The following is a 24,103-nucleotide window of genomic DNA, read 5'->3' on the forward strand; positions in this document are numbered from 1 at the left end:
CTGCAAGTGTTGTATAATTTAGTTATGCTAAAACTTAATAAACAACATAAAAATTATAACAAATTTAACGGTTTGATAAGGGGGAAGCTATGTAAATAGTTTCCCTACTTTATTTTTGGGGTATACTAAATCATTATACTTATGAAGGAGGGTCATAAGATGACTAACTCAAATAGAGTACCCAATCACTTAGTTACTGAAAAGAGTCCTTATCTTTTACAGCACGCATACAATCCGGTTGATTGGTATCCTTGGAATGAAGAAGCTTTTGAAAAAGCTAAAAAAGAAGATAAACCAATATTTTTATCTATCGGCTATAGTACCTGTCATTGGTGTCATGTCATGGCACATGAGTCCTTTGAGGATGAAGAAGTAGCCCTAGTATTAAAGACTAATTTTATTTCTATTAAGGTGGATAGGGAAGAAAGGCCCGATATCGATAGTATTTACATGAGCTTTTGCCAGGCTTATACTGGAAGCGGAGGTTGGCCTCTCACTATTATTATGACTCCAGAAGGGAAACCCTTTTTTGCAGGAACTTATATTCCTAAAGAGAGAAAATATAATATTACCGGGATTATAGAACTATTAAATCAGGTAGTGCAAATGTGGCATATGGAAAGAGAAAAAGTTATAAGTTTTAGCGAATCTTTTACAGCAGAATTACAGGAAAAGTCAATTATAGAGGGTTCTAAAAATTTGAGTGAAGACATTATAGAACAGGCTGTAGAGGATTTAAAGCAAAATTATGATAAGGTATATGGAGGTTTTAACCATGCACCTAAGTTTCCAACCCCTCACAATTTAATTTTTCTTATGAAAGCTTATAAAATAAATAAAGATAAAGAAATATTAGATATAGTAGAACATACCTTAGACAGTATGTATAGAGGTGGAATCTTTGATCACATAGGCTATGGTTTTTCTAGGTATTCCGTAGATGAGAAATGGTTAGTGCCTCATTTTGAAAAGATGCTTTATGATAATGCCCTCTTGGCTTTAGCTTATACAGAGGCTTATGAGGTAACTAAAAAAGAAATCTATAAAACTATTGTAGAAAATATATTTGACTATGTATCTAGAGAGCTGACCTCTGAAGAAGGGGGCTTTTATTGTGGAGAAGATGCGGATAGCGAAGGTGTAGAGGGTAAATATTATGTATGGACACCTATGGAAATCTTTGAGGCACTAGAGGGAGAGGCAGCGAAAGAATTTTGTGATAGATATGGAATCACAAACAGAGGAAATTTCGAGGGTAAGAGCATACCTAATTTAATAGGGAAGTCTATAGAAATTTCTAAAAAGGAAGAAGAGAAATTTGAAACATTGAGAGATAAGCTGTTACAGAAAAGAAATTTAAGGGTGCATCCTCATAAGGATGATAAAATACTGGTTTCTTGGAATGGGCTTATGATAGCCGCTTTAGCTAAGGCAGGAAGGCTTTTAAATGAAGCAAAATATTTAGAGGCTGCCCAAAAAGCTGTAGACTTTATACTCTCAAATATGATAGAAGAGAGCGGCAGATTATATAGCAGATTTAGAGAAGCTGAGGTAGCTAACAAAGGTTTTTTAGAGGATTATGCGTTTTTAGTTTGGGGATTACTAGAGATTTATGAAGTAACTTCTCAAAAACCTTATCTTGATAAAGCTTTAGAGTTAAACAGAGAGATGCTTAGGCTTTTTGGAGATAAAGAAAAGGGTGGATTCTATTTATATGGTGAAGATGCAGAGAAGCTTATATTAAGACCAAAAGAAATTTATGACGGTGCCATACCTAGTGGTAATTCTGTAGCTACCTATAATCTTTTAAGATTATGGCATTTAAGTAGGGAAGAAGGGCTTAAAAAATATGCTGAGCAGTGTTTTAGCTTGTTTGGGTCTGAAGCCCAGCAGGCACCTACAGCTCATTCTATGTTTTTAATTGCATATTTGCTTTATAGTAATTTCTAATAAATATAAAGCTTGTTCTATGATTAGATTTTAGATTTATGTTAATAATTAAACCTATAGTAGATTAAAAAACTATGAGGTGACAATTATGAGAGTACCAAATCATATTGGAATTATACCGGACGGAAATAGAAGATGGGCATTATCGAAGGGGATGACAAAGGATAAGGGATATTTCCAAGGATTAGATCCAGGGGTGCTGATGTTTAGACTTTGTCAACAGGCAGGAGTAAAGGAAGTAACTTACTATGGTTTTACCACAGATAATACTAAAAGGCCAGCAGAGCAAAGAAAGGCTTTTACAGAGGCTTGTATAAATGCAGTAAGAATGCTTTCTAAAGAAGATGCATCATTACTAGTCATTGGAAATGCTGACTCTCCAATGTTTCCACAGGAACTCCTCCCTTATACCACAAGAAAGGACTTTGGTAGTGGAGGGATAAAGGTAAATTTTCTTGTTAATTATGGTTGGGAGTGGGATTTAAATAATTTAAAAAGTGCTGATACATCAAAAAAGAATATTACTAGCTATATTAAATCTAACGATATTTCTAGAGTAGATTTGATAATTCGCTGGGGTGGAAGACGAAGGCTCAGCGGTTTTTTACCAGTTCAATCTATCTATGCAGATTTTTATGTAGTTGATGATTATTGGCCTGACTTTAAAAAAGAACATTTTTATGAAGCTTTAAAATGGTATAATGAACAGGATATAACCTTAGGTGGGTAATACTTTAAAATAGAGGGTTTCGCATTAAATGAAACCCTCTTATTTTAAATGATAAATTTTGCTTTACTGCCTTCTTTAGCAGGACTTATTTCTAATCTAACAGCTATTCTTTCCTTTAATTCTGGAACGTGGGAAATTATACCTACTAACCTGCCACCATTTTGCAAATCTATAAGAGTTTCAATAGCATTGTCCAAGGATTCAGGATCTAATGTGCCAAAGCCTTCATCTACAAACATGGTATCAAGGTTTATTCCACCAGCATAAGCCTGAACTACATCCGCTAAGCCTAGAGCTAAAGCTAGAGAGGCTTTGAAGCTTTCACCACCGGAAAGGGTTTTAACATGTCTTGATTTTCCTGTATAGTTATCAAAGACCTCTAGCTCAAGGCCCTCTTGCTTTCTTCCTTTGCCTTTTTCTGATTTTCTGGTTAATACAAATCTTCCGCCAGCCATCTTATTTAATCTTAAATTGGCTGCGCTTATAATTTCATCAAAGTAGGCGGCCAGTACGTACCTTTCAAAGGTAATCCTCTCAGGATTATCTCCATTAGTTATGGAAGACAAATCACCTATAACGCTGTATTCTGCTTCATCTTCTTCTATTAAGGAAGAGATTTGTTCTATTTCTTTTAGGGATTTATTATTATTATTTATTCTAGAAAATATATTTTTTTCCTTTATTGAAAGCTGCTGTTCTTCATACTTAGCTTCTTTAAGTTTTTCATTAAGTTCCTCTAAGGCTACGGGTTTTAACTCTTCTGATTCATTAATAGCTTTTAATTTTCTATCTTCTAGGATTTTAAGGCGTTGATAATATTCAGAAATATTTTTTTCTAAATTCATTATTTCCTCTTCACTTAATTTAAAAGAGGTATACTCTAAATAATCTTTAAAGCCTGAAGCTTCAATTTTATTGCTTAACTGTTGCTGCCAATGGAGCACCGCCTTCTTAGCCTCTTCACAGTTTCTTAGCTTAACTTCTTTATTTGTAAGAGAAGCTACAAAGTCCTTATTGGCATTATTATAGTTATCTGAAGCTTGGTTATAGGATTTCTCTAAGGCTTCTAGGCTTTGTTGAAGCTCTTCTATTTTATGTAAAAGGTTATTTAAGCATCTTATTTCTTCAGGAATCTCTAGTTCAATGCTTAGAATTAACTCATTTTCACTTTTTACATTACCATAAAGTTCTGTGTATTCACTTTCAAGGTTCTTGATGGCTTCTTCCTTGTGCTTTACACCTAAATTTAGTTCTTTTAAACTTTCTTCAAGAAATGGCATTTTTTCTAGCATACTTGTCAATTTAGAATGCTGTTCTAGAATTAAATTAAGTTCTGAGCGAAGCTGTTGCCCCAAGGAAGCTATAGGATTAAGCCATTGTATTTCAGGTAAATTTTCTATTGCTTCTCCAAGAATAGGTGCAAGCTTACTCTTTTCATCTTCAATAATGCTTTTACTTTTAGTTATAATGCCATTAAGATCTGATAGGCTTTGAAGCATTTCATCTCTGCGGTCTTTTAACTTTTCATATTGAATTTTAGCAGCTTTTAATACTTCCTCAGTGGGTACTCCTTGGATTAGTTCTGCTACCTTAGGGTGTTCCTTAGACCCGCATACAGGACAAGGACAGCCTTCCTTTAAATTCTGAGCTAAAAGACCAGCTTGACCTCTTCTAAAATTATCCTCCATAATTTCATAGTGGTTTTTTGCATCCTTATACTTTATATCAAATTCTTCAAAGACCTTTTTTTCACTATTATATTTAGATAGATTATTTATATACTCTTGAGTGTGCTTATATAGCCTTTTAAGCTCCTCAAGGATTAATTCCTTTTCCACCTTTAGTTTATCTAATTTCTCTTTTTCTACACTAGACTTTTGGGCCTCCAAGAAATTCATATTTATTTTCTCTAATTTTAGTTTATCTCCCTCTAGGGTTTTCCTTAGATTATTTAAATATACTTCTTTATCTTTAAGGGATTTTTCTAAAGCTATAATATTATCTTTTCTTTCAGCATATTTTTTTACTTTAGCCTCATAGGTTTTTAGCTCTACTATCTTGCTTGACAATAGCTTTCGTTTAGGCTCTGAAGCTTCCTGAAGCTTTAAATTTTCTTTAGATAATTCAAGGGCTTTTTCCATATTATCTAGAAGTTTTAAGGCCTCTTCATAGCCTCTTTTGGAATAACTAAGGCTGCTTTGTCTATCTCTTAAAGAAGCTTCTATAAGTTCAACCTCTAGAGCCTTTCTAGCTTTGGATAAAAACATTTTTTTCTTTTCATACTCTGATTCCTTAGAGAAATGCTCTTCATATTCTTTAAGAGCTAAATCTCTTTCTTTAAGTCTATTATTTATTTCTTCCCCTTCAATAATGCTCTTTTGAAGGCTTATCTGTGCAAGCTTAAAGCTTTCAATCTTTTTTGTTAGTTCTAATAACTGCTTTTCATCATGCTCAATGTGTTCTCTTGAGTAGTGCTTAATTTCATTTATATTTAGATTTTCCGCATTGATAAGAGATAATAAAAGTTCATTTTCTCCAGCATCTAAATGCTTAACATGAGTATCTCTTTTAGTTTTAGTTTCACTTATTTTTCTGTATAATATTTTTTTTCTATCCTCTAGCTTTCTTTGAATGCTTTCAAAGGCTTGAGTACCAAAAATTCTTCTGAATATGATTTCTCTTTCTGAACTATCAGCTTCTAATAGTCTTCTAAATTCACCCTGAGGAAGCATTACTATCTGTCTAAATTGATTTTTATTTATTCCTAAAAGCTCATTGATTTTTTCATTTACAGATGTAACCTTTGTAACCACAGAGCCCTCAGGTAAAATTAGCTCTGCCTCAGCATTCTTAAGTAAAACTCCTTCACCTCTAGATTTTTTTCTTTCCTGCTGAGGGTATCTAATTATACTATAGATTTTACCCTTAAGTTCAAACTCTAATTTAATAAAGGTTGGAGTATCTTGAGAAGCAAAGTCACTTCTAAGACTATCTTTGTCCCTGCTAGAACCAGAGGCTTCATCAAATAGAGCATAGCTTATAGCATCAAATATAGTAGTTTTACCTGCTCCAGTAGGGCCCGTTATAAGAAAAATATTTTTATCCTTTAACTGTGTAAAATCAATGGTTTCTTCCTCAGCATAAGGACCAAAGGCACTCATAGTTAACTTTAAGGGCTTCATTTAGGTCACCTCTTTTTCTACAGATTCAATTACTTCTTTAACTATGCCTAATTTTTCATCCGTTAATTCCTTTCCTGACATGGAATTATAGAATTCTTTAAAAAGCTCTAATTTTGATTTATTCTCATGACCTAAGGAGGCAGAAGTTTTGCTTTCTATTTTTTCTAGAGAGGTTTCTTTATGAAGTCCCATAATATTAGGATAAACCGCTCTAAGCTTTGAAATAGGATCTATGAGTTCCCCTTCATCTGTAAGTACGGCGTAGATATAGTCTTCAGTATTAGTACTTTTATAAACTTCAGGGTTTATAAGCTCATTTAAAGGGCCTTTTATAATACGCATATCTCTTTTAGGAGTTAACTCCTTTAAGGTTACAGTAACTTCTCCCTTTTCATCTATATTAACTAGGGTTACGCCTTTTTTATGTTTAGTTTCAGAAAAAGAGTACTTTAAAAGGGAGCCGGAGTATCTTATAGTATCACTGCCAACCTTTTGAGGACTATGTAAGTGTCCTAGAGCAGTATAGTTAAAGCAATTGAAATATTCACCGCTGATTAAATCCGTGCCTCCGATACTTAAGGGTCTTTCAGAGTCTGAAGTCTCAAGTTCACCTAACTTATGAGGATCCTCCTTAATAGATTCCAGTGCTAATTCTTTCATAAAGCTGACATAACCATGGGCTACCAATATATTTTTTTCTTCTTCCTTTAAAGTTTCTTTAATTTTATCTATTATTTTTTTCATAGCTAGATCATGAGTGGATATCTCTTCATCCTGAAGAATATGTTTTACTTCTCTAGGATCGCTATAAGGAAGTAGATAAAAATTGACAATGGTATTTCTATCCTCTAAGGTGACTTTTTTGACTTCTTTATCAAAGTTGCCTGCGATGTGCAGGCCGTTTCTATTTAAGATTTTGCTTCCAAAAGATAGCCTTTCAGCGCTGTCGTGATTTCCTGCTATGGCTAAAATAGGTATATTTAAGTCCAACAGAATTTTATTAAAAACACTATCTAAAAGTTCTACAGCCTCCACAGGGGGAATGCTTCTATCATATAAGTCTCCGGCGATAATTAAGGCATCAGGCCTTTCTTCTTCTAGTAGTTCTACAAGCTTTTCAAGGATAAATTTTTGATCCTCAATCATGCTGAACTCATTTACAATTTTTCCTATATGCCAATCTCCAGTATGAATAATTTTCATAAAACCTCACCTATCCTAAGAATTCTATTGCATTTCTTCCTTTACCCTTAGCTTCATACAAGGCTTTATCTGAAGTATGAATAAGAGTTTCCTTATCTATATTGTTTTTAGGAATGATAGAAGAAACACCTATGGTAATAGTTATATACTTTTCAACAGAGGAATAATTATGTTCTATTTTTAAGCTTTCAATGGCTTTTTTCATTCTTTTAGCAACACATAAAGCACCTTCAGCATTAGTGCTTGGAAGTACCACTATAAACTCATCTCCTCCATAACGAGCTACAAAGTCAGTACATCTTTTTAATGAATTTTGAAGTAGGGTAGCGATTTTACGAATAACCTCATCCCCTGCTAGATGGCCATAGTGATCGTTATATTCTTTGAAACAATCTATATCTACTATGAGCAAAGATAGGTAGTTAGAATATTCTTCTGATTTACTCCATTCTAAGCTAAAAAATTCGTCAAATCTTCTTCTATTTGGGATTCCAGTTAAACCATCTATTTCTGATAACCTTAGGAGTTTTTCATTAATTTTCTCTAATTCCATCTGCGCATTTTTCCTAACCTTTATCTCTTCTGCTAGTTTTTCAGATTCTTGTGCATTATTTATAGCAATAGCAATATAAGAGCTAAGAGCCCTCACCATATCAAAGTTATATTGAGAGTATGCATTTTTTCTTTTGCTTTGCACTGTCAACACTCCAAGTATTGTATCCTCCACTATTAAAGGATAATATATTATGGATTCCATCCTTCCACCTACAGAGTTCTTTCTTCCTTGTATATAGTTGGCATATTGATTTTCTACATCATTAATCATGATTTCTTTTCTGTTTTTTAAGCACCATACCGCCCAGCTAGAAGTACTTTCTAGGGAGGTAGAAAATATAGGGGCCCTTACGGAATCTTCCATATATAATTTATATTCTATAATTTGTTTAGTTTCATTTGTAAGGCCAATACCAAAAACAGAGGCGTCCATTAAATGATTGATATTTTCATAAACCCTTATTAATATTTTCTCTAGGTTTAAAGTAGAGGTTATGCTTTGCCCTATGTCACTTATAATTTTAATATTATCATAAGCCTCTTGTAGCTCCTTTGAGCTTTGTTCTAATTCTTTGGTCTTCTGTTTTAGATCTATATTTATTAGCCTATATATTTCTTTTTCCTGCTGAGATTGCTCTACCTTAAATTGTGTGGTTATGCTTCTTAGTTTTTGTTCTAACTCAAAGCTGTTAGCTTCTTTTTCGGCATTGTGAAATTTTTTATAGTAGAATAAAGTTTTTTCATAGTTTTCCATATGTTCATAAAGCTTAGCTAAGTAAGAATATACTTTTGCCATTAAGGATTTTGTATTAATTTCTTCAGCTAGGCTTAAGGCACTGTTTAGATATCTCAAAGCTAATTCCATATTCCCCAAAATAGTCATTAGTTCATGAAAATCTATGTATATCTCTATCTGAATAAGTCTATCGCTTACATTTTGTGCTATACTTAAGCTAGCTTCAAAAAAATTTAGGGCTTTTTCATATAGCTCTTGTTTAAAGTATATTTTCCCTAGCTGATGTAAACTATAACATTCACCTATTTTATCATTATTTTCTTTACATATTTTTAAACTTTCATTAGTATATTTTTCTGCTAATTTATGCTCTTTCGAAAAATAATAAATAGATGCAATGTTTAAAAGTGGGATAGAGATAGAATTTTCATCCTTTAAATCTTCGCAAAGTTTTTTGCTTTTTAAGTAGTAGTCAAGAGCAGTAGTATAATCCTTAAATTCTTTATATATTTCACCTATATTATTTAATAGGCCTGCCTCTAAAGTAGTATATTTAATGTGTTTAGCCAACTTTAAGGCTTCCATATAGTATTCTAGACCACGGTCATATATTTGAAGTTTAATATTTACATTGCCTAAAGTATTAAGGGTCTCCACTTCATAGCTAGGAATATTTAATTTCTTGCTTATTTCTAGTGCTTGGAGCAAACTTGATAAAGCCATCTCTAAATCTCCAAGAAGCCAATGGCTGCGTCCTATTCTAAATAAGCTTCTCGCTAAGCCTCTTTCATAGCCTTCTTTTATAGAAAGATTGTAAGCCTCCTTTGATAATTCAAGAGAATGCTTAGGATTTAATCTTTCTATTTCCTCAGAAAGATTATTTAGAGTATGGATTGTATCAACTATATTTTCACATTGGGAGAATTGTTCTTTATACATTTCAAGAATGTTATTCAATTGAAATCCCTCCAGCGCATATTAAATAAGCGAGTATATATAATAAATACGTGTTAATTTTAAAAGATTTTATTTTAATTCATATTAGTAATATAATTATATCAAAGATTTAAAAATTCAAATATAATATTTAGATCTTTGACAAAATTTTTATTACAAAAGGAGGAAAATATTGTGAATATTCAAATTTTTGGTACAAGTAAATGTTTTGATACAAAGAAAGCAGAACGTTATTTTAAAGAGAGAAGAATTAAATATCAGTTTATTGATTTAAATATTAAAGGCTTAAGCAAGGGAGAATTACAAAATGTAAAAACTGCTGTAGGACTTGCAAATCTTATTAATAAGGAATCAAAGGAGTATGAGAAGTCAAACTTAGCGCAAATTAGAAATGATAGTACTAAGGAAGAGATATTACTAAATAATGCCAAGCTTTTTAAGACTCCCATAGTAAGAAATGGCAAGCAAGCTACCGTAGGTTATGAACCAGAGATTTGGAGTACTTGGGAATAAGGAGAAATTTTATGAATGAACAGCGTAATATTAGATGGCAACAGGATATAGAACAATTAGGAAGGAAGCTGCCAGAGGGACATAGGAACTTATTTTTTCATAGAAAAAAGCAGGAATTTTACAGAGATATTGAAGAGTTAAAAAATAATGTTCAATATTTTGATGACTATGAACTTTATGCTCAAATTGGTAAAATAGTTGCAGCCATTAAAGATGCGCATACATCAGCTTTTTTTAATTTCAGAAGTTTTTTACCTTTTGAATTATATTGGTTTGCAGACGGGATATACGTAGTTTCTACCACAGAAAAATATATAAAAGTTCTTAACTGTAAAATAACTCATATTAATGGAATCACTATGGAGGAAATCATTGATATAGTAAAGACTATAGTATCCTATGAAAATGAATCCTATCTTAAAGCTCAACTACCTAAATATCTACCAGCTATTGAATTATTATATGGTCTAGAGATAGTAGATGATATAGACAAAGTAAATACGACCTTTAAAGACATAGATGATAATAAGATAGAGCTTTGCATAGAATCAGAGAATCTAGAGGATTTTAGAAAAAATTTTATAAACAGTAGAAATGATGATTTAAGTAAGGACTTATTACCTCTTTACATGAGAAATCCACATAAATATTATTGGCATGAATATTTAGAAGAATTTAAAACCTTGTATTTTAAATATAATGCTTGTAGGGAAATGGTTGGAGAGCCTATCAATAAAATTTGCAATGAAATGCTGTACTTATTAGAGAATGAGGATATAGATAAATTTGTAATAGATTTAAGAGATAATTTTGGTGGCAATTCAACCTTGTTAGATTCATTCATAAAAGCTTTATCAAAATATGAACATATAAATAAAAAAGGTAAGCTTTTTGTAATAGTAGGAAGAGAAACCTTTTCCTCTGCATTACTAAATACTTATTTACTAAAAAATAAAACAGAAGCTATATTTGTAGGTGAGCCCACAGGAGGAAAACCTAATTGCTATGGAGAAATAGGAAGATTTATATTAAAAAATTCAGGTATAGTAATAACCTATTCTACTAAATACTATGAGCTTATTGAAGATGATAATATGTTGTCTTTTGTACCAGATATTAGCTTAGAAATAGACATAGATAATTACATTAAAAATCAAGATCCTTACTTAGAATATATTTTGGATAAAAAATAAATTAACTTCATAAATAAAACCATATTTAGCATCAGGTAGTAAGATACCTGGTGCTTTTATCTAGTTTATTCATGGATTTACAGAAATAAACATATGTTAATAATTTATTTACAATATTGTCACCATACAGACACTTTAAGAAAATAGAATCTTATTATATTTAACAGGAGGCCATGGTATGAAAGAGAAAATTTTGATTGTTGATGATGAGGACAGAATACGAAAGCTCATAGGAGCATACTTAAAAAGAGAGGGTTATGAATTCCTAGAAGCTGAAAATGGGTTAGAAGCTTTAAATATGTTTAAGGAAGAGAAGGTACACTTAGTAATACTTGATGTAATGATGCCTGTAATGGATGGATGGTCAGTTTGTAGAGAACTTAGAAAATCTTCCAATGTACCTATTATTTTTCTCACAGCTAAAGGTGAAGATGAGGATCAATTATTAGGTTTTGAATTAGGAACAGATCACTATATAACCAAGCCTTTTGATATGAGACTCTTACTTGCAAAGGTAAAATCCTTGATAAAGAGAGCTTATTATCTTGAAGCTGAGTTAAAGAAAGAATTATATTTTGAAGGATTACATATTGATGAATTATCTCATAAGGTTACCATTGATGGAGAAATGGTTAACTTAGCACCTAAGGAGTATGATTTATTATTGTACTTTGCGTATAATAATGGTATCGTTTTAAGCAGAGAGAAGATATTAGATTATATTTGGGGTATAGATTTTTATGGAGATGATAGAACCATAGATAGCCATATCAAAAGATTAAGAGAAAAGCTAGGGGAAAAAGCCTATTTAATATCTACTGTAAGAGGAGTGGGATATAAATTTGAAGGGGAAAGTGAAAAATAAGAGCAGTATAACTAAAAAACTTTTTATAATAACCTTTATAGTATTTGTTGCTTTTTTAATTAGCACATTAATTGTTCAATCGTTATTTTTTGAAAAACTCTATATAGGCAAAAAGAAAAATGATTTAAAAGTTGGCATAGAGAAATTTAAAACAGAATATAATAAGGCTGAAACTAATGAAAAGGCGTTAAGCCTCATAGAAGAGTATGAGGATAGTTATAATATAAAAATTATAATAGATGATAAACTTAATAAGGTAAGACTATCTACAGTACAACCTAAAAATAGAACAGACTTATATAAATTTAGAGAACTTACGGATTTTATAAAGAGATGGAATGAAAATTTAAAACCGCCAGATACGGTTGAAATAAAACCTGGCACAACAAATATAATCATGAAAAAAGGAGAAATGGATAACCGATATTTAATTGGTATCATACCATTAAATGTAGGGGAAAAAACTATTTATTCAATTTCTTCTCTTCAACCAGTAAATGAAGCGGTATCAGTCATAGAGAGATTGTATATGTACTTTTTTATTGGAGCGATTTTTTTAACCATTTTTCTAGCACTAATATTTTCTAATATGATAGTTAAGCCGTTATTAAAAATTAATAAAGCAGCCACTAAGATGGCTCAGCTAGATTTTACAGAAAAATGTGAGGTAAATAGTAAGGATGAGATAGGTAATGTAGCAGCTTCGTTGAATTTTCTATCTGAAAATCTAGATTTTGCTCTAAGCTCCTTAAAAGAGGCTAATGCTAAACTAGAGGAAGACATAGAGAAGGAAAGAAAGCTGGAGAAGATGAGAAAGGAATTTGTGGCAGCGGTGTCTCATGAATTAAAGACTCCTATAAGCTTAATAGATGGATATGCTATTGGATTAAAAGACGATATCTTCGAGGGGGAGGAAAAAGATTATTATTTAGATATAATAAGCGATGAGGCTAGAAAAATGGGGAATCTAGTTTCGGACATGCTGGATTTATCTCATATAGAATCAGGTCTTTATAATCTTAATAAAGAAGAATTTGATATCACAGAGCTTATAAGCTTTACACTAAGAAAATATGAGCATCATATAGCTGAGAAAGGGGTAGCATTAGAAGTTAGTCTTTTAGAGAGAACAAGGGTATATGCAGATTTAAATAGAATGGAACAGGTCATTACAAATTTTATAACCAATGCTTTAAGGTATGTGAATGAGCAGGGAATAATAAAGGTATCTATGATAGATAGAGAAACTTCTATTTTCATTGAAGTTGAAAATACTGGAGAACATATTCCGCAAGATGAACTATCAAAAATATGGGATAAATTCTATAAGATTGACAAGTCTAGAAATAGAAAATTAGGGGGTACAGGTATTGGGTTATCTATAGTAAAAAATATTTTAATGCTTCATAATTATCCCTTTGGGGTAGAAAACACTGAAATTGGAGTGAAATTTTATTTTGCAATTCCTAAAAGAATATAAATACACCTTAATAAAGGCGTAGAACTACAAGGTTCTATGCCTTTTGTTTACAATTTATTAACTATATGGTGATATCACTGTCACAGTAGGATAGTAGTATAAAGCTTAAAATGATTAAACTATTATATATGGGTTGGTGTTAGTTATGAATACAAAGAATATTGCAAGGGATAGAGAGGATAATCTGTTCACTCATCTGTTATATAACATAGGAATTCAGTGGATGGAGCACTGGGAGGTACTTTCATTTTTAATCATAATTATTACAAAATCTTTATATTACGGAAAACAGATTTCGCCAGAATATTTTGATCCAAGAGCATTAAGAGGTCCAGTTATAGCCTCTATATTGCCTATATTAGCTTTAGCTTATTTATTTAAAGATAAAAAAAGAATGTACTTCTTATATGCAGCTAATATAATCATCAGTTTAATATTTATAAGTGATACTATGTACTATAGGTATTTTAAGGATATTGTCTCTGTTGGAGCTATAAGAAATATTTTTTTGCTAAAAACTGTAACCTCTAGTATTAAATCCGTATTTCAATTTAAGGATTTGCTTTATTTATTAGATATAGTACTTTTTATTCCTATATTTATAAAAGTAAAAGAAGTACAAAGAGTTCCACTTAGCTTTAGGATAAGGCTGATTATTTTTGCCATGCTACTTTCGCTTGGAGGCTTTATGGAAGGTAATTATATCTATAAGCTTTCTAAGGATCAGCCTTTATTAATTACTACTATGAGCAACAAACTATATGTGGCAAAGGTATTAGGAAATATTAATTTTCATATTCTAGACACGCATAACTTTGTTACTAATGCATTAAATAGTTTAAAGCCTATGCCGGAGAATGGAAAAGAAGAAATATCAGCATTTTTTCAAAATAAAAATGAGAACTCATCAATTAACTTAAAGGGTGCAGGGGCTAATAAAAATTTAATTATGATTCAAGTGGAAGCATTGCAGCAGGTTGTTATTAATAAAAAAGTAAATGGGCAAGAGATTACTCCAAATTTAAATAAATGGATAGATAAAAGTCTTTATTTTGATAATTACTTTTATCAAGTAGGTGCAGGAAATACCTCTGATGCAGAGTTTATGTCAAATAACTCCTTGTATCCAGCTCCTTCTGGGGCAGCTTATTATCTTTATACTGGTAATACTCTTAATTCATTACCTAAGCTAATGAGTGAAAATGGATATCATACTGCAGCCTTTCATGGATATACAGATAGCTTTTGGAATAGGAATATAATGTATAAAACAGAAGGTTTTAATGAGTTTTATGGAGAACAGAGTTTTAATGTTGATGAAAAGGTGGGAATGGGGTTAAGCGATGAGTCCTTTTTTAATCAATCCCTTGAAAAAATAAAAAGCTTTAAAGAGCCTTTCTATAGTTTTATGGTGACCTTAAGCAGTCATTATCCTTATGATGATATTGAAGGTTACGGGAAGTTTGATGCAGGAGAATATAATAATACCTTACTAGGCAATTATTTAACTGCTATACATTATGTGGATAAGCAACTAGGGGGATTTCTAGACAATCTTGAAAAGGAAGGATTAATGGATAATTCTATTATAGTATTATATGGGGACCACAATGCTATACCAAAGGAATATATTGATCAACTCTATGCCTTTGAAAATATCAATAATGCTACGGATTTACAATGGGTTCAATATCAAAAGGTACCTATGTTAATACATTTTCCAAAAGATGAGCATAAAGGAGTTAATCATACCTATGCTGGTCAGATGGATTTATACCCTACCTTATGTAATATATTTAATTTATCCAATGATTATATGTTTGGAAAAGATATATTAAATACCTCGGAGCATAAAGTAGTCTTTAGGAATGGTTCTTTTACGGATGGAAAGACTTTTTATGTTTCTTGGACTGATAGCTACTATGATATTGATACAGGAAATAAACTAGATGAAACTCCAGAGTTAAAAAGTATGAAGGAACAGGTATTAAAAGAACTGAAGTATTCAGATGATATATTAAATTATAATCTGCTAAAAAGTTTTCTTCCAGCTTCTAATTCTTATAATGTGAAGCAGGTATCTTCAAAGGAAGAAAATCAGATTAAGATAAATTTTAATGAAGCACCGCAAAATAAAAAGGACGATAAGCTCATAAAGCTAGAAGAGGAAATAAAAAATTATTTAGGCAGCAATGAGGACAAAATAGGATTATTTTATTATGATATAAACTCTGGCAATGAAATTGATATTAATGGGGATAAGACCTTTCTTGCTGCCAGTACAGTGAAGGTTCAAATGAATATGGTGCTTTCGGATTTGGTTCAAAAGGGCGCTATTAGCGAAGAGGAATTATTACAATATACAGAGGATTGTTATGAAGAGGGGACAGGAGTGCTGCAGGGAGAGGACTTAACAAAGCCATTACCGTTAAAGCTTTTAAGTGAATACTCTATAACTCATTCAGATAATATTGCCACTAATATGATACTGAAAAGATTAGATTATGAAAACTTTAGAATTTTAGTGGATAAAAAATTGGATCATACTACCGACCATTCTGAAAATTATATTACAGCTAAGGATGAGGCATTGTTACTAAAATGGCTCTATGATAATCCTTATAATAATGCTTATTATCCACAGATTATAGAAAATATGAAAAACACAGATTTTCATGATAGAATTGATTTATATATACCTCAGAAAATAGTTGCACATAAGACTGGAGACTATGATAATTATGTAAATGATGTGGCTATAGTATATACAAAAAATCCATATATATTAACAATATATACTGAAGAACTTCCTAATGCCGATGAGGTTATGGCTGAGATATCAAAAATCATATATGAATATCAAATTAACAATGTATTCTAGAAAAGAAGACTTAGCTCTTCTTTTTTTGTTTTTTCCATCTCAGATTAAATTAGGATATTAAAGAATATTTTTTACATAAAATAAAAATATTAAATATGGACAGGATGCTTCCTAAGATATAAAATTAATTAGTATTATTAATAGAAAACCATTGTTACTTAGGAGGAGTAAAATGATAACAAAAGATAAGTTGTTAGATACTTTACTGAGATTAGTGGAAGTGCCAGGAATTTCAGGCACTGAAAAAGAGAATTTGACGGCAGAGAGAATAGTGGAAATAATAAGTGAAATATCTTATTTTAAACAACATAGAGAAAAGTTAAACCTGGTGGAAATTAAGGGAGATCCTCTAAAAAGAAATTTTGTAAGTGCTTTATTCTGTAGTTCAAAGCCTTCAAAAAGCACAATTATAATAACAGGTCATCTGGATGTAGTAGACGTAGTGGACTTTGAACATTTAAAAGAGCTTGCTTTTAAGCCTTTAGAACTTATGGAAAGGATAGAGGAGCTGCCACTAAATAAGGAAGCTTTTGAGGACTTTAAATCTGGAGACTGGATATTTGGAAGAGGTACTGCAGATATGAAATATGGCCTTTCCTTAGGCATAGAAATATTAAGAGAATTTTCTAAAAGAGATGATTTTCAGGGGAATATATTATTTTTAGCGGTGCCAGGAGAGGAGAGCAATTCAGAGGGTATGCTAGGGGCGGTGCCCTATCTTTTAGACCTTAAGAAAAAATGTAATTATGACTACAAAGCTCTTTTTGTAACAGAATGCTCTATACCAAAGGAGATTGGTGATAACAAAAAAAGAATGTACTTAGGCACATCAGGAAAAGTGATGCCTTTATTCCTATGTGTGGGCAAGGAAACTCATGTTTATGAATCTCATACAGGGTTAAATCCTAATCTATTAGTTTCAGAGCTTAATAGATTATTAGAGCTAAATCCAGATTTTTGTGACAAGGATAGAGGGAATACTACTCCTCCGCCCATATGCCTAAAGCAGATGGACTTAAAGGAATTGTATTCTGTACAAACTCCTTTATTAGCAGCGGCTTATTATAATATACTTACCTTAAATTTATCTATTGAGGAATTGGTAAATAAGCTTAAGAATATATCCCTTAAAGCTTTTGAAAATACTATAAAAATAATTGAAGAAAATGTTATGAAATATAATTTGATTTCTAACAGTAATAATGAGAGAGAAAAAATAGAGCCAAGGGTTTTGATGTTTAAAGATATATATGAAGAAGTATTGAAAATCGAAGGGTCAGACTTTGAAAACTATATAGGAAACAAAATAAAACAGTGGCAGCAAGAAAAGAAGGATCTCCAGACCATAGCAGTAAACATCATGAGAGAAACCTATGAAAAATATCCTTATAAGGCTCCAGCTATAATAATTGGCTTTGCACCACCCTATTATCCTAATAAGCATTTAAATTATGAAGTTAAAGAGGACAAAGAACTTTTGAAGATAATAGAAGAAACTGCACTTTATAGCAAGGAAAATTTTGATGTAGATATAGAGCTAGATCACTATTATATGGGACTTTGCGATTTAAGCTATACGGGAGTAGAAGATGCAGAAGGATTAGAGACCATAACCTCCAATATAATAGGTGCTAATAAGTGTTATAATATACCTGTTAAGGAACTGGAGGAGTTAAATATACCTTCAGTGGTATTTGGAGGTTTTGGAAAGGATTTTCATAAGTATACTGAAAGGCTTAATATATCCTATTCTTTTAATGTAGTACCGAGGCTTTATGAAAATATTTTGTATAAAATATTTAATCCTCAATAAAATATAAATACTATTACCATTTTTAATGTATAATATAGTTATAATGAGTAAAGCTTAGGATGGTGTACAATGATTGAATTAGGAAAAATACAGAAGTTAGAAGTACTTAGAGAAACCTCCATAGGAGTATATCTAAATTCAAAGGACAGTAGTGATATGGAAGGGGTTTTATTGCCTCAAAAGCAGGTGCCAGAAGGAACAAAGGTAGGAGACGAAATAGAGGTATTCATCTATAAAGATTCAAAGGATAGGTTGATTTCTACCACTAGAACACCTAAAATAACCTTAGGAGAAATGGCTCCTCTTAAGGTAGTGGAAACCACAAAGATAGGTGCATTTTTGGATTGGGGTTTAGAAAAGGATTTATTTTTGCCTTTTAACGAGCAAAATGGCAGGGTTAAAAAAGATAAAGAATATTTAGTAGCATTATATATAGATAAAAGTAATAGATTGTGTGCTACTATGAAGCTTTATAGCAGACTTAGCTCAGAGGCTCCTTATAAAGAAAAGGACATAGTTCAGGGAATCATATATGATATTAGACCTGAAGTGGGAGCCTTTGTAGCAGTAGATAATGAGTATCAAGGACTTATACCTAAAGCAGAGTTTTTTGGGCAATATAGCTGTGGAGATAGGATTCAAGCCAGGGTATCTAAGGTTAAAGAAGACGGAAAATTAGATTTAAGCCTAAGAAAAGAAGCTTATATGGAAATTGAAACAGATGCAAAGGTAATCTTAGATAAATTAGAAGCTAATGGTGGAGAACTTTATTTAAACGATAAAAGTTCGCCAGAAGCTATATACAATGTAATGAAGATGAGTAAAGCCGCTTTTAAAAGAGCTGTTGGCAATCTGCTTAAGCAAGGTAAGATAAGGTTTATTGAAAATGGTATAGAGCTTATAAAATAGAAATAAATTTAAAAGGAGCATTCTAGAATCTAGAGTGCTCCCTTATTTAAGACATCGTAAAAAACAAAATTTTAATGAGGAGGACTATTATCTTCAACTACCTTAAGAGGTCTCATCATATCATGATCTTCGTGTTCTAATATATGACAATGCCATACAAAGTCTCCAGCATGATCTTTAAAATGCATAATGATCCTTGTAACCATGCCAGGTTCAGCTCTAACAGTATCCTTCCAGCCTTTTTCGAATTCCTTTGGCTCCTCAGCAGCACCTGTATATTCAATTTCACCTTTTTCTAAATAAAGAGGCACATTAAAAGGTGTCCTGTCTAAAATTTGGAATTGAACTAAATGCACATGAATAGGATGAGGAAAATTTGTTAGATTAATTAGATTCCATATCTCTATACTATCTAAAGAGGGTTTTTCTGTAGCAGGGTCATCCCACATGTGATTGTTTAATAAAAGCATAGGTCTACCATAATCATCCGTACTGGCACTTAAGGTTAAATTTCTTGTCTTTTTTGCCATGTGTTCCTCTAGCATAGTCATGGGGTGAAGGGTTTCAGGAATTTTACTTGTATCCTCATCTTTTAAGGGAAGGATAACTCTAAATTCCATTATTAACCTCATATTAGCGTTATTATCAGCATTTATTAAGGTTATAATCTCACCTTTTAGCTTCGAGAAATCAATAATGATATCTGTCCTTTCTGCTGGTTCTAAGGTTAGAGATTTAAGCTCCATAGGCTTATCAAGCAATCCTCCATCAGTACCTATCTGGTAAAAGCTTTCACCATTAGATAAGCTCAAGGTGTAAGCTCTGGTATTCGATGCATTTAAAAGTCTGAAACGATATTTTCTTGGCTCTACTTTTAAATGAGGCCATACTTTTCCATTTACCACTATAGTATTGCCTAAAAAAGCAGGCACTACAGAAGGTTTTACTGGTACTGGAAATGCTGGTGCATCAGGATAGAAAAGAGAGCCATCCTTATTAAAACTTTTATCTTGAATCATTAATGGTATATCATATTCTTTACAAGGCAAATCAAGTCGCTTTTCTAACATATCATGAATTATATAAAAACCAGCTAAGCCGGCATAAACATTTAATCTTGTACTTCCTAAGCTATGGTCATGATACCATAGGGTAGCACTAGGCTGATGATTAGTATATTTATATATTTCTCTTTTAAAGGTTTTTCCTGTAAGCAAATAATTCTTTATAAACCAAGCATCTGGGTGACCATCGCTGTCAGGATCTACATTTGCTCCATGGACATGAACTACAGTCCTCACTTCTGGAGAGTCCATGGCCCCGTGTAATGTAAGATCAACTGGTAAAAAATGCCTATAAGGCAGATTGTTTATCCATTTAATCAATATGGCTTGATCCTTAAATACTCTAAGAGTAGGTCCAGGATAGCAACCATTATAGCCCCATATAATACTGTAGGGAAAATACTTGTGAAAGCGATGTTTATTTTCTATCATATTTACTTCGTAATATTCTATTCCTTCAGAGATTGATATAGGTTTCAGTTCGGAAGGACTTGGAAGTTCATCCACGAATTTAGGAATAGTATTAGGGTCAGAGGGATCTACTTTATCATTAAAATAATCTTCATTGTTCAAGTATATCACATCCTTATCTATAGTACTCAATACATAATATGATAAAAAAATTAATATGACATATTTTTTAATGTATACTATAGAATTTGTAAATTAAAGTTATATTAAAGTAGTTTACAAAGATGCTCTGCTTTAATATAATGATAATTAAAAATTAAATAAATTATGAAACTTATCATGAGAGGTGGAGGGACTGGCCCGATGAAGCCCAGCAACCGATAGAGTAGAGTCTATTTGGTGCTAAATCCTGCAGCTAAGGCTGAGAGATAAGGGGAGTCTGTTGGTTTATAAAGCCTAAAGGATATCCTTTAGGTTTTTTATATTGCTTTGATAACCACTGGCTATGCCAGTGGATAAAATGGCTTTAGCTCTGAACAAAAAAACTCCTATGATAAAATGAAAGCGACTGACAATCGCAAAACAAAATATCATAGGAGGTGTGTCGTATGGGTAACGACATAGAAAGCTTAACACATACAAAATGGAGGTGTCAATATCATATAGTATTTGCGCCAAAGTATAGAAGACAGATAATATATGGGAAATATAAAGCAGAAATCGGCAAGATACTACGAGAGATATGTATAAGAAATGGAGTAGAGATAATAGAAGCAAATGCATGTCCAGATCATGTACATATGCTGGTAAGTATTCCACCAAAAATGAGTGTATCAAAATTCATGGGAATATTAAAAGGGAAAAGTAGCTTGATGATTTTTGATAGATTTGCAAATTTAAAATATAAATATGGTAACAGACATTTTTGGTGCAGAGGATATTATGAGTGTTATATATTAGGAAAACCAACAAGCTCTGTTCGTGTGTAGGTGTCTTATCCTACCTGTAAATGCGAGTTGACTTCGATATACTGGATAATGCGGCGCAGCTCGTCGGCAAACTTAAACCGTATGCTTATGTCGCCGCCCTCGTATACTTTGATATGGTCAACCAGTTCGATTAAGATTTCTCTTGTCAGCTTGTCGATGTTCTCGTATTTTCGGAAAGTTGCTAAAAAAGGATTTTCGGTGTCAATGCCATTTTCCAGTTCGTCCCGCTCTTTTTTCAGATTGGCAATCACTGTGCCAATGGCTTCATTTTGCTGTTCATAATCTTCACTCATGTGGCGGTAATCATTATGTGTGATATGACCGTCTTTCCAGTCCTGATAAAGTGCTTGCTTGTACCGCATGATTTTGGTAAGCTCTTTTTCTTTTGCGGTAATCAGTTCATTCAGCCGTATCGACTGGCTTTTTTTGAGCGGAGCCAAGTTAATTTTTGATACAATAGCGGAATAGCTGACTGCAAGATGTACCTGTTGCCGGATTGCATAGAGTACAGCCGCTTCAAGCCTTGTGCTTTTAATAGAGTGCATAGTGCAGGCTTTTTTAGAAAGGCTCTTATATGTTCCGCATTGGTAGTAAACGTACAATTCCTTGCTTGCTATCCGCGACATTGCCCGGCCACAATCCGCACAGCGGAGAAAGCCGCTAAACAGATAAAGCTGTTTCTGTTTTGGAGAAGTGCGGGTGTCACGCTTTAGCAGTTGCTTAACCTTTTCAAAGGCTTCGCGGTCAATAATCGGTTCATGGGTATTCGGGACAACAATCCAGTCTTTTTCAGGTACAGCTTCGATTTTGTGTATCTTGTAGCTTTTCACACGGTTTCGCCCCTGTGCCATATTTCCAACATAGACGGGATTTTTCAGCATATTGCTGATAGTAATGGTACTCCACATGGGCTGTGTCTGTCCGTTGGGGCATTTGTACTTTAATCCCTGACTTTGCTTGTAAACGGAAGGACACATAACACCGTGGTCGTTCAGATGATTCACAATAGCCCTGACGGTCATACCGCTTAGACACATGGAAAAAATCTGCTTTACCACTTCGGCGGCTTCATGGTCTACCAACAAAGCGTGTTTATCATTGGGGTCTTTGATGTAGCCATAGGGGGCATAGGAGCCAATAAATTCGCCATTACGTTTCTTGTAGTCAAACACCTGACGGATTTTCTTTGAAGTTTGGTAACAATACTGGTCGTTCATTACGTTCGTTATAGGAACAAGAATACTTGATACGCTGTCAGGGTTCAAATAACTGTCTACGCCCTCTGCCAAGCTGATAAAGCGTACATTCATCTGAACAAACAAATTTTCAATCAGGCTCCCGGCGTCCGTATAGTTACGGGAAAGACGGGAAAGGTCTTTGACAATCACGCAGTTTACCTTTTTCGCGTAAATGTCGGCCAGCAGTCTTTGAAAATCTGCCCGGTTCGTGTCTGTACCTGTGCAACCGTCATCAACATAGGTTTCGGCGCTTTCAAATTCATCAAGGTGCTGTCTGTAATAATCATCAAGCAACTTTTTTTGATTGGTGACACTGTTGCTGTCGTCCTTGCCACGATTCAAGTCCTCTTTGGATAACCGGATATATTTTGCAAGATTCCACCGTGTAGGATTATACGAAAATTGAGAAACAGCAGTATTTGTTTCCCTGTTTTTGGTTCGTGCCATGCTTCCTCCTTCCTATCACATTACACTTACATTATACCATTTCAGCATAATGCGAACAATGTTGTCGAGGGCTTAAAAATACCGTTAGATAGCTGATATTACCGACTTCGGGCCAAGTTGGCCCGAAGTGGCATGACCGATTACAGGCCGCTTTTCTGCCGTATAAGAAAGTTTGTAATTACATCCTGCAAGGGGGGGCCGTCCTCCGGGAACTCTACCTTTACCGCAGTATCTCCATGACGGAAGCAGTAAGGGTTTTTTACCTGCTTCAAAATATGTGCCGCACGTTCCCTTTGAGGCAGGCTGTTATCAAAGTCGATTCCGCTAACATCTGTCAACTGTGATTTATCCACTGTGGCAATATCCACATCTTGCATTGTGATGATCTGTTCCAGATTTACCATCGCTTTGTGCCTCCTTCTCAAATGAAAAATGTACTTTATGTTTCCTGCTGTCCTATGAGGAAACATAAACAGTCACCACTTTATAAGCAAAAGTGATGGCTGTTAATCTTTCCTCATACTTCGGGCCGAGTTGGCCCGAAGTCAATAGGGACTGTTCCGGTAATGCCCGTCTGCTTCGTGAATGGATTTGAAGTCAAATCTTTCGTTCAGTTCCATAACCACGCGCCGAATATCATCAGAGCTAAAACCACAGCTTTCCATTGCCCAAATGACATAGCCGCGACAAGCATTGTTGCTCCACGGTTCAGGCAGTATTTCCGATAAATTCATATCTTTTTCCATTTCGATTCTCCTATGCCAGAATAGGGGGAGTGCCGCGCCGGGAAAGAATGGGCTGTCATTAGACAGAAATGCCCGGCGCGGCCTCCTATATGGTAAATAAGAGGATAACCCGGACAGGCGGCGGCAACCGCCCTCATGGGAATTTCACCCCGCCCCATGCTGATGGCGCGACGGTCAATACTGTGACGCGTTCAAACCGTAAGTATCATTGTACCAATCAAAAGATTATCGCCGGGTAGAT

The 24,103-nt window shown here is 33.3% G+C and carries 17 protein-coding genes, 1 pseudogene and 1 riboswitch; of the genes and pseudogenes, 11 read left to right on the forward strand and 7 right to left on the reverse strand.

Annotated features, from left to right (window positions below; genetic code table 11):
- The first annotated feature begins 159 nt into the window (after nt 1–159).
- Together BN2665_RS21250 and BN2665_RS21255 are read left to right on the forward strand one after the other, a co-directional pair.
- Nucleotides 160–1,950: a thioredoxin domain-containing protein gene (locus BN2665_RS21250; RefSeq protein ID WP_055669116.1), complete on the forward strand. Its 1,791-nt coding sequence runs from the start codon at nt 160–162 to the stop codon at nt 1,948–1,950.
- 88 nt (nt 1,951–2,038) lie between these two features.
- Nucleotides 2,039–2,680 carry an undecaprenyl diphosphate synthase family protein gene (locus BN2665_RS21255; RefSeq protein WP_055669117.1) on the forward strand — a complete coding sequence of 214 codons (642 nt, stop codon included), beginning with the start codon at nt 2,039–2,041 and terminating at the stop codon, nt 2,678–2,680.
- 44 nt (nt 2,681–2,724) lie between these two features.
- Here BN2665_RS21255 and BN2665_RS21260 read toward each other — a convergent pair whose 3' ends face one another.
- The 3 genes from BN2665_RS21260 to BN2665_RS21270 are packed head-to-tail and all read right to left on the reverse strand — an operon-like array spanning nt 2,725 to nt 9,313.
- Nucleotides 2,725–5,862, reverse strand: coding sequence for an AAA family ATPase (locus BN2665_RS21260; RefSeq protein ID WP_055669118.1), 3,138 nt, complete (start codon nt 5,860–5,862; stop codon nt 2,725–2,727).
- Nucleotides 5,863–7,065, reverse strand: coding sequence for an exonuclease SbcCD subunit D (locus BN2665_RS21265; RefSeq protein WP_055669119.1), 1,203 nt, complete (start codon nt 7,063–7,065; stop codon nt 5,863–5,865).
- Nucleotides 7,066–7,075: 10 nt separating this feature from the next.
- Nucleotides 7,076–9,313 (reverse strand): diguanylate cyclase domain-containing protein, encoded by a 2,238-nt coding sequence (locus tag BN2665_RS21270; protein ID WP_055669120.1) that lies wholly within the window; start codon nt 9,311–9,313, stop codon nt 7,076–7,078.
- A 174-nt stretch (nt 9,314–9,487) separates the two neighbouring features.
- Here BN2665_RS21270 and BN2665_RS21275 point away from each other — a divergent pair, with 174 nt between their 5' ends.
- The 8 genes and pseudogenes from BN2665_RS21275 to BN2665_RS21305 all read left to right on the forward strand — a co-directional run bounded on the left by BN2665_RS21275 (nt 9,488) and on the right by BN2665_RS21305 (nt 18,967).
- Complete coding sequence (locus tag BN2665_RS21275; protein WP_055669121.1) at nt 9,488–9,826, forward strand: arsenate reductase family protein; 339 nt, start codon at nt 9,488–9,490, stop codon at nt 9,824–9,826.
- Nucleotides 9,827–9,837: 11 nt separating this feature from the next.
- Entirely contained in the window at nt 9,838–11,019 is a 1,182-nt protein-coding gene (locus BN2665_RS21280; RefSeq protein WP_055669122.1) for a S41 family peptidase, read from the forward strand.
- 178 nt (nt 11,020–11,197) lie between these two features.
- Entirely contained in the window at nt 11,198–11,884 is a 687-nt protein-coding gene (locus tag BN2665_RS21285; protein WP_055669123.1) for a response regulator transcription factor, read from the forward strand.
- On the forward strand, nt 11,862–13,364 hold the full coding sequence (locus BN2665_RS21290; protein ID WP_242866002.1) for a sensor histidine kinase: 1,503 nt from the start codon (nt 11,862–11,864) through the stop codon (nt 13,362–13,364). The genes BN2665_RS21285 and BN2665_RS21290 overlap by 23 nt, the downstream gene beginning before the upstream one ends.
- 223 nt (nt 13,365–13,587) lie before the next feature.
- A pseudogene (locus BN2665_RS21295) lies at nt 13,588–15,402 on the forward strand (LTA synthase family protein); the annotation flags it as partial.
- A gap of 30 nt (nt 15,403–15,432) precedes the next feature.
- Nucleotides 15,433–16,245 (forward strand): serine hydrolase, encoded by an 813-nt coding sequence (locus BN2665_RS27650; protein WP_278335936.1) that lies wholly within the window; start codon nt 15,433–15,435, stop codon nt 16,243–16,245.
- A gap of 172 nt (nt 16,246–16,417) precedes the next feature.
- On the forward strand, nt 16,418–18,058 hold the full coding sequence (locus BN2665_RS21300) for a M20/M25/M40 family metallo-hydrolase (RefSeq protein WP_055669125.1): 1,641 nt from the start codon (nt 16,418–16,420) through the stop codon (nt 18,056–18,058).
- Between the two features lie 69 nt (nt 18,059–18,127).
- Nucleotides 18,128–18,967: a CvfB family protein gene (locus BN2665_RS21305; protein ID WP_055669126.1), complete on the forward strand. Its 840-nt coding sequence runs from the start codon at nt 18,128–18,130 to the stop codon at nt 18,965–18,967.
- Nucleotides 18,968–19,038: 71 nt separating this feature from the next.
- Here BN2665_RS21305 and BN2665_RS21310 read toward each other — a convergent pair whose 3' ends face one another.
- Nucleotides 19,039–20,604 carry a multicopper oxidase family protein gene (locus tag BN2665_RS21310; protein WP_055669127.1) on the reverse strand — a complete coding sequence of 522 codons (1,566 nt, stop codon included), beginning with the start codon at nt 20,602–20,604 and terminating at the stop codon, nt 19,039–19,041.
- Nucleotides 20,605–20,773: 169 nt separating this feature from the next.
- Nucleotides 20,774–20,877: riboswitch (SAM riboswitch) on the forward strand.
- Nucleotides 20,878–21,050: 173 nt separating this feature from the next.
- Between BN2665_RS21310 and tnpA the strand changes: the two genes are divergently transcribed.
- Nucleotides 21,051–21,431: an IS200/IS605 family transposase gene (gene tnpA / locus BN2665_RS21315; protein WP_207643707.1), complete on the forward strand. Its 381-nt coding sequence runs from the start codon at nt 21,051–21,053 to the stop codon at nt 21,429–21,431.
- Nucleotides 21,432–21,436: 5 nt separating this feature from the next.
- Here the strand turns inward: tnpA and BN2665_RS21320 are convergent, their stop codons facing one another.
- The 3 genes from BN2665_RS21320 to BN2665_RS21330 all read right to left on the reverse strand — a co-directional run bounded on the left by BN2665_RS21320 (nt 21,437) and on the right by BN2665_RS21330 (nt 23,862).
- Nucleotides 21,437–23,116, reverse strand: coding sequence for a recombinase family protein (locus tag BN2665_RS21320; RefSeq protein ID WP_055669128.1), 1,680 nt, complete (start codon nt 23,114–23,116; stop codon nt 21,437–21,439).
- A gap of 140 nt (nt 23,117–23,256) precedes the next feature.
- Complete coding sequence (locus BN2665_RS21325; RefSeq protein WP_009064822.1) at nt 23,257–23,520, reverse strand: DUF6870 family protein; 264 nt, start codon at nt 23,518–23,520, stop codon at nt 23,257–23,259.
- A gap of 141 nt (nt 23,521–23,661) precedes the next feature.
- Nucleotides 23,662–23,862 (reverse strand): hypothetical protein, encoded by a 201-nt coding sequence (locus BN2665_RS21330; protein ID WP_011988842.1) that lies wholly within the window; start codon nt 23,860–23,862, stop codon nt 23,662–23,664.
- Between the last annotated feature and the right edge of the window lie 241 nt (nt 23,863–24,103).

Source organism: Desnuesiella massiliensis, from assembly GCF_001403615.1.
GTDB lineage: Bacteria > Bacillota > Clostridia > Clostridiales > Clostridiaceae > Desnuesiella > Desnuesiella massiliensis.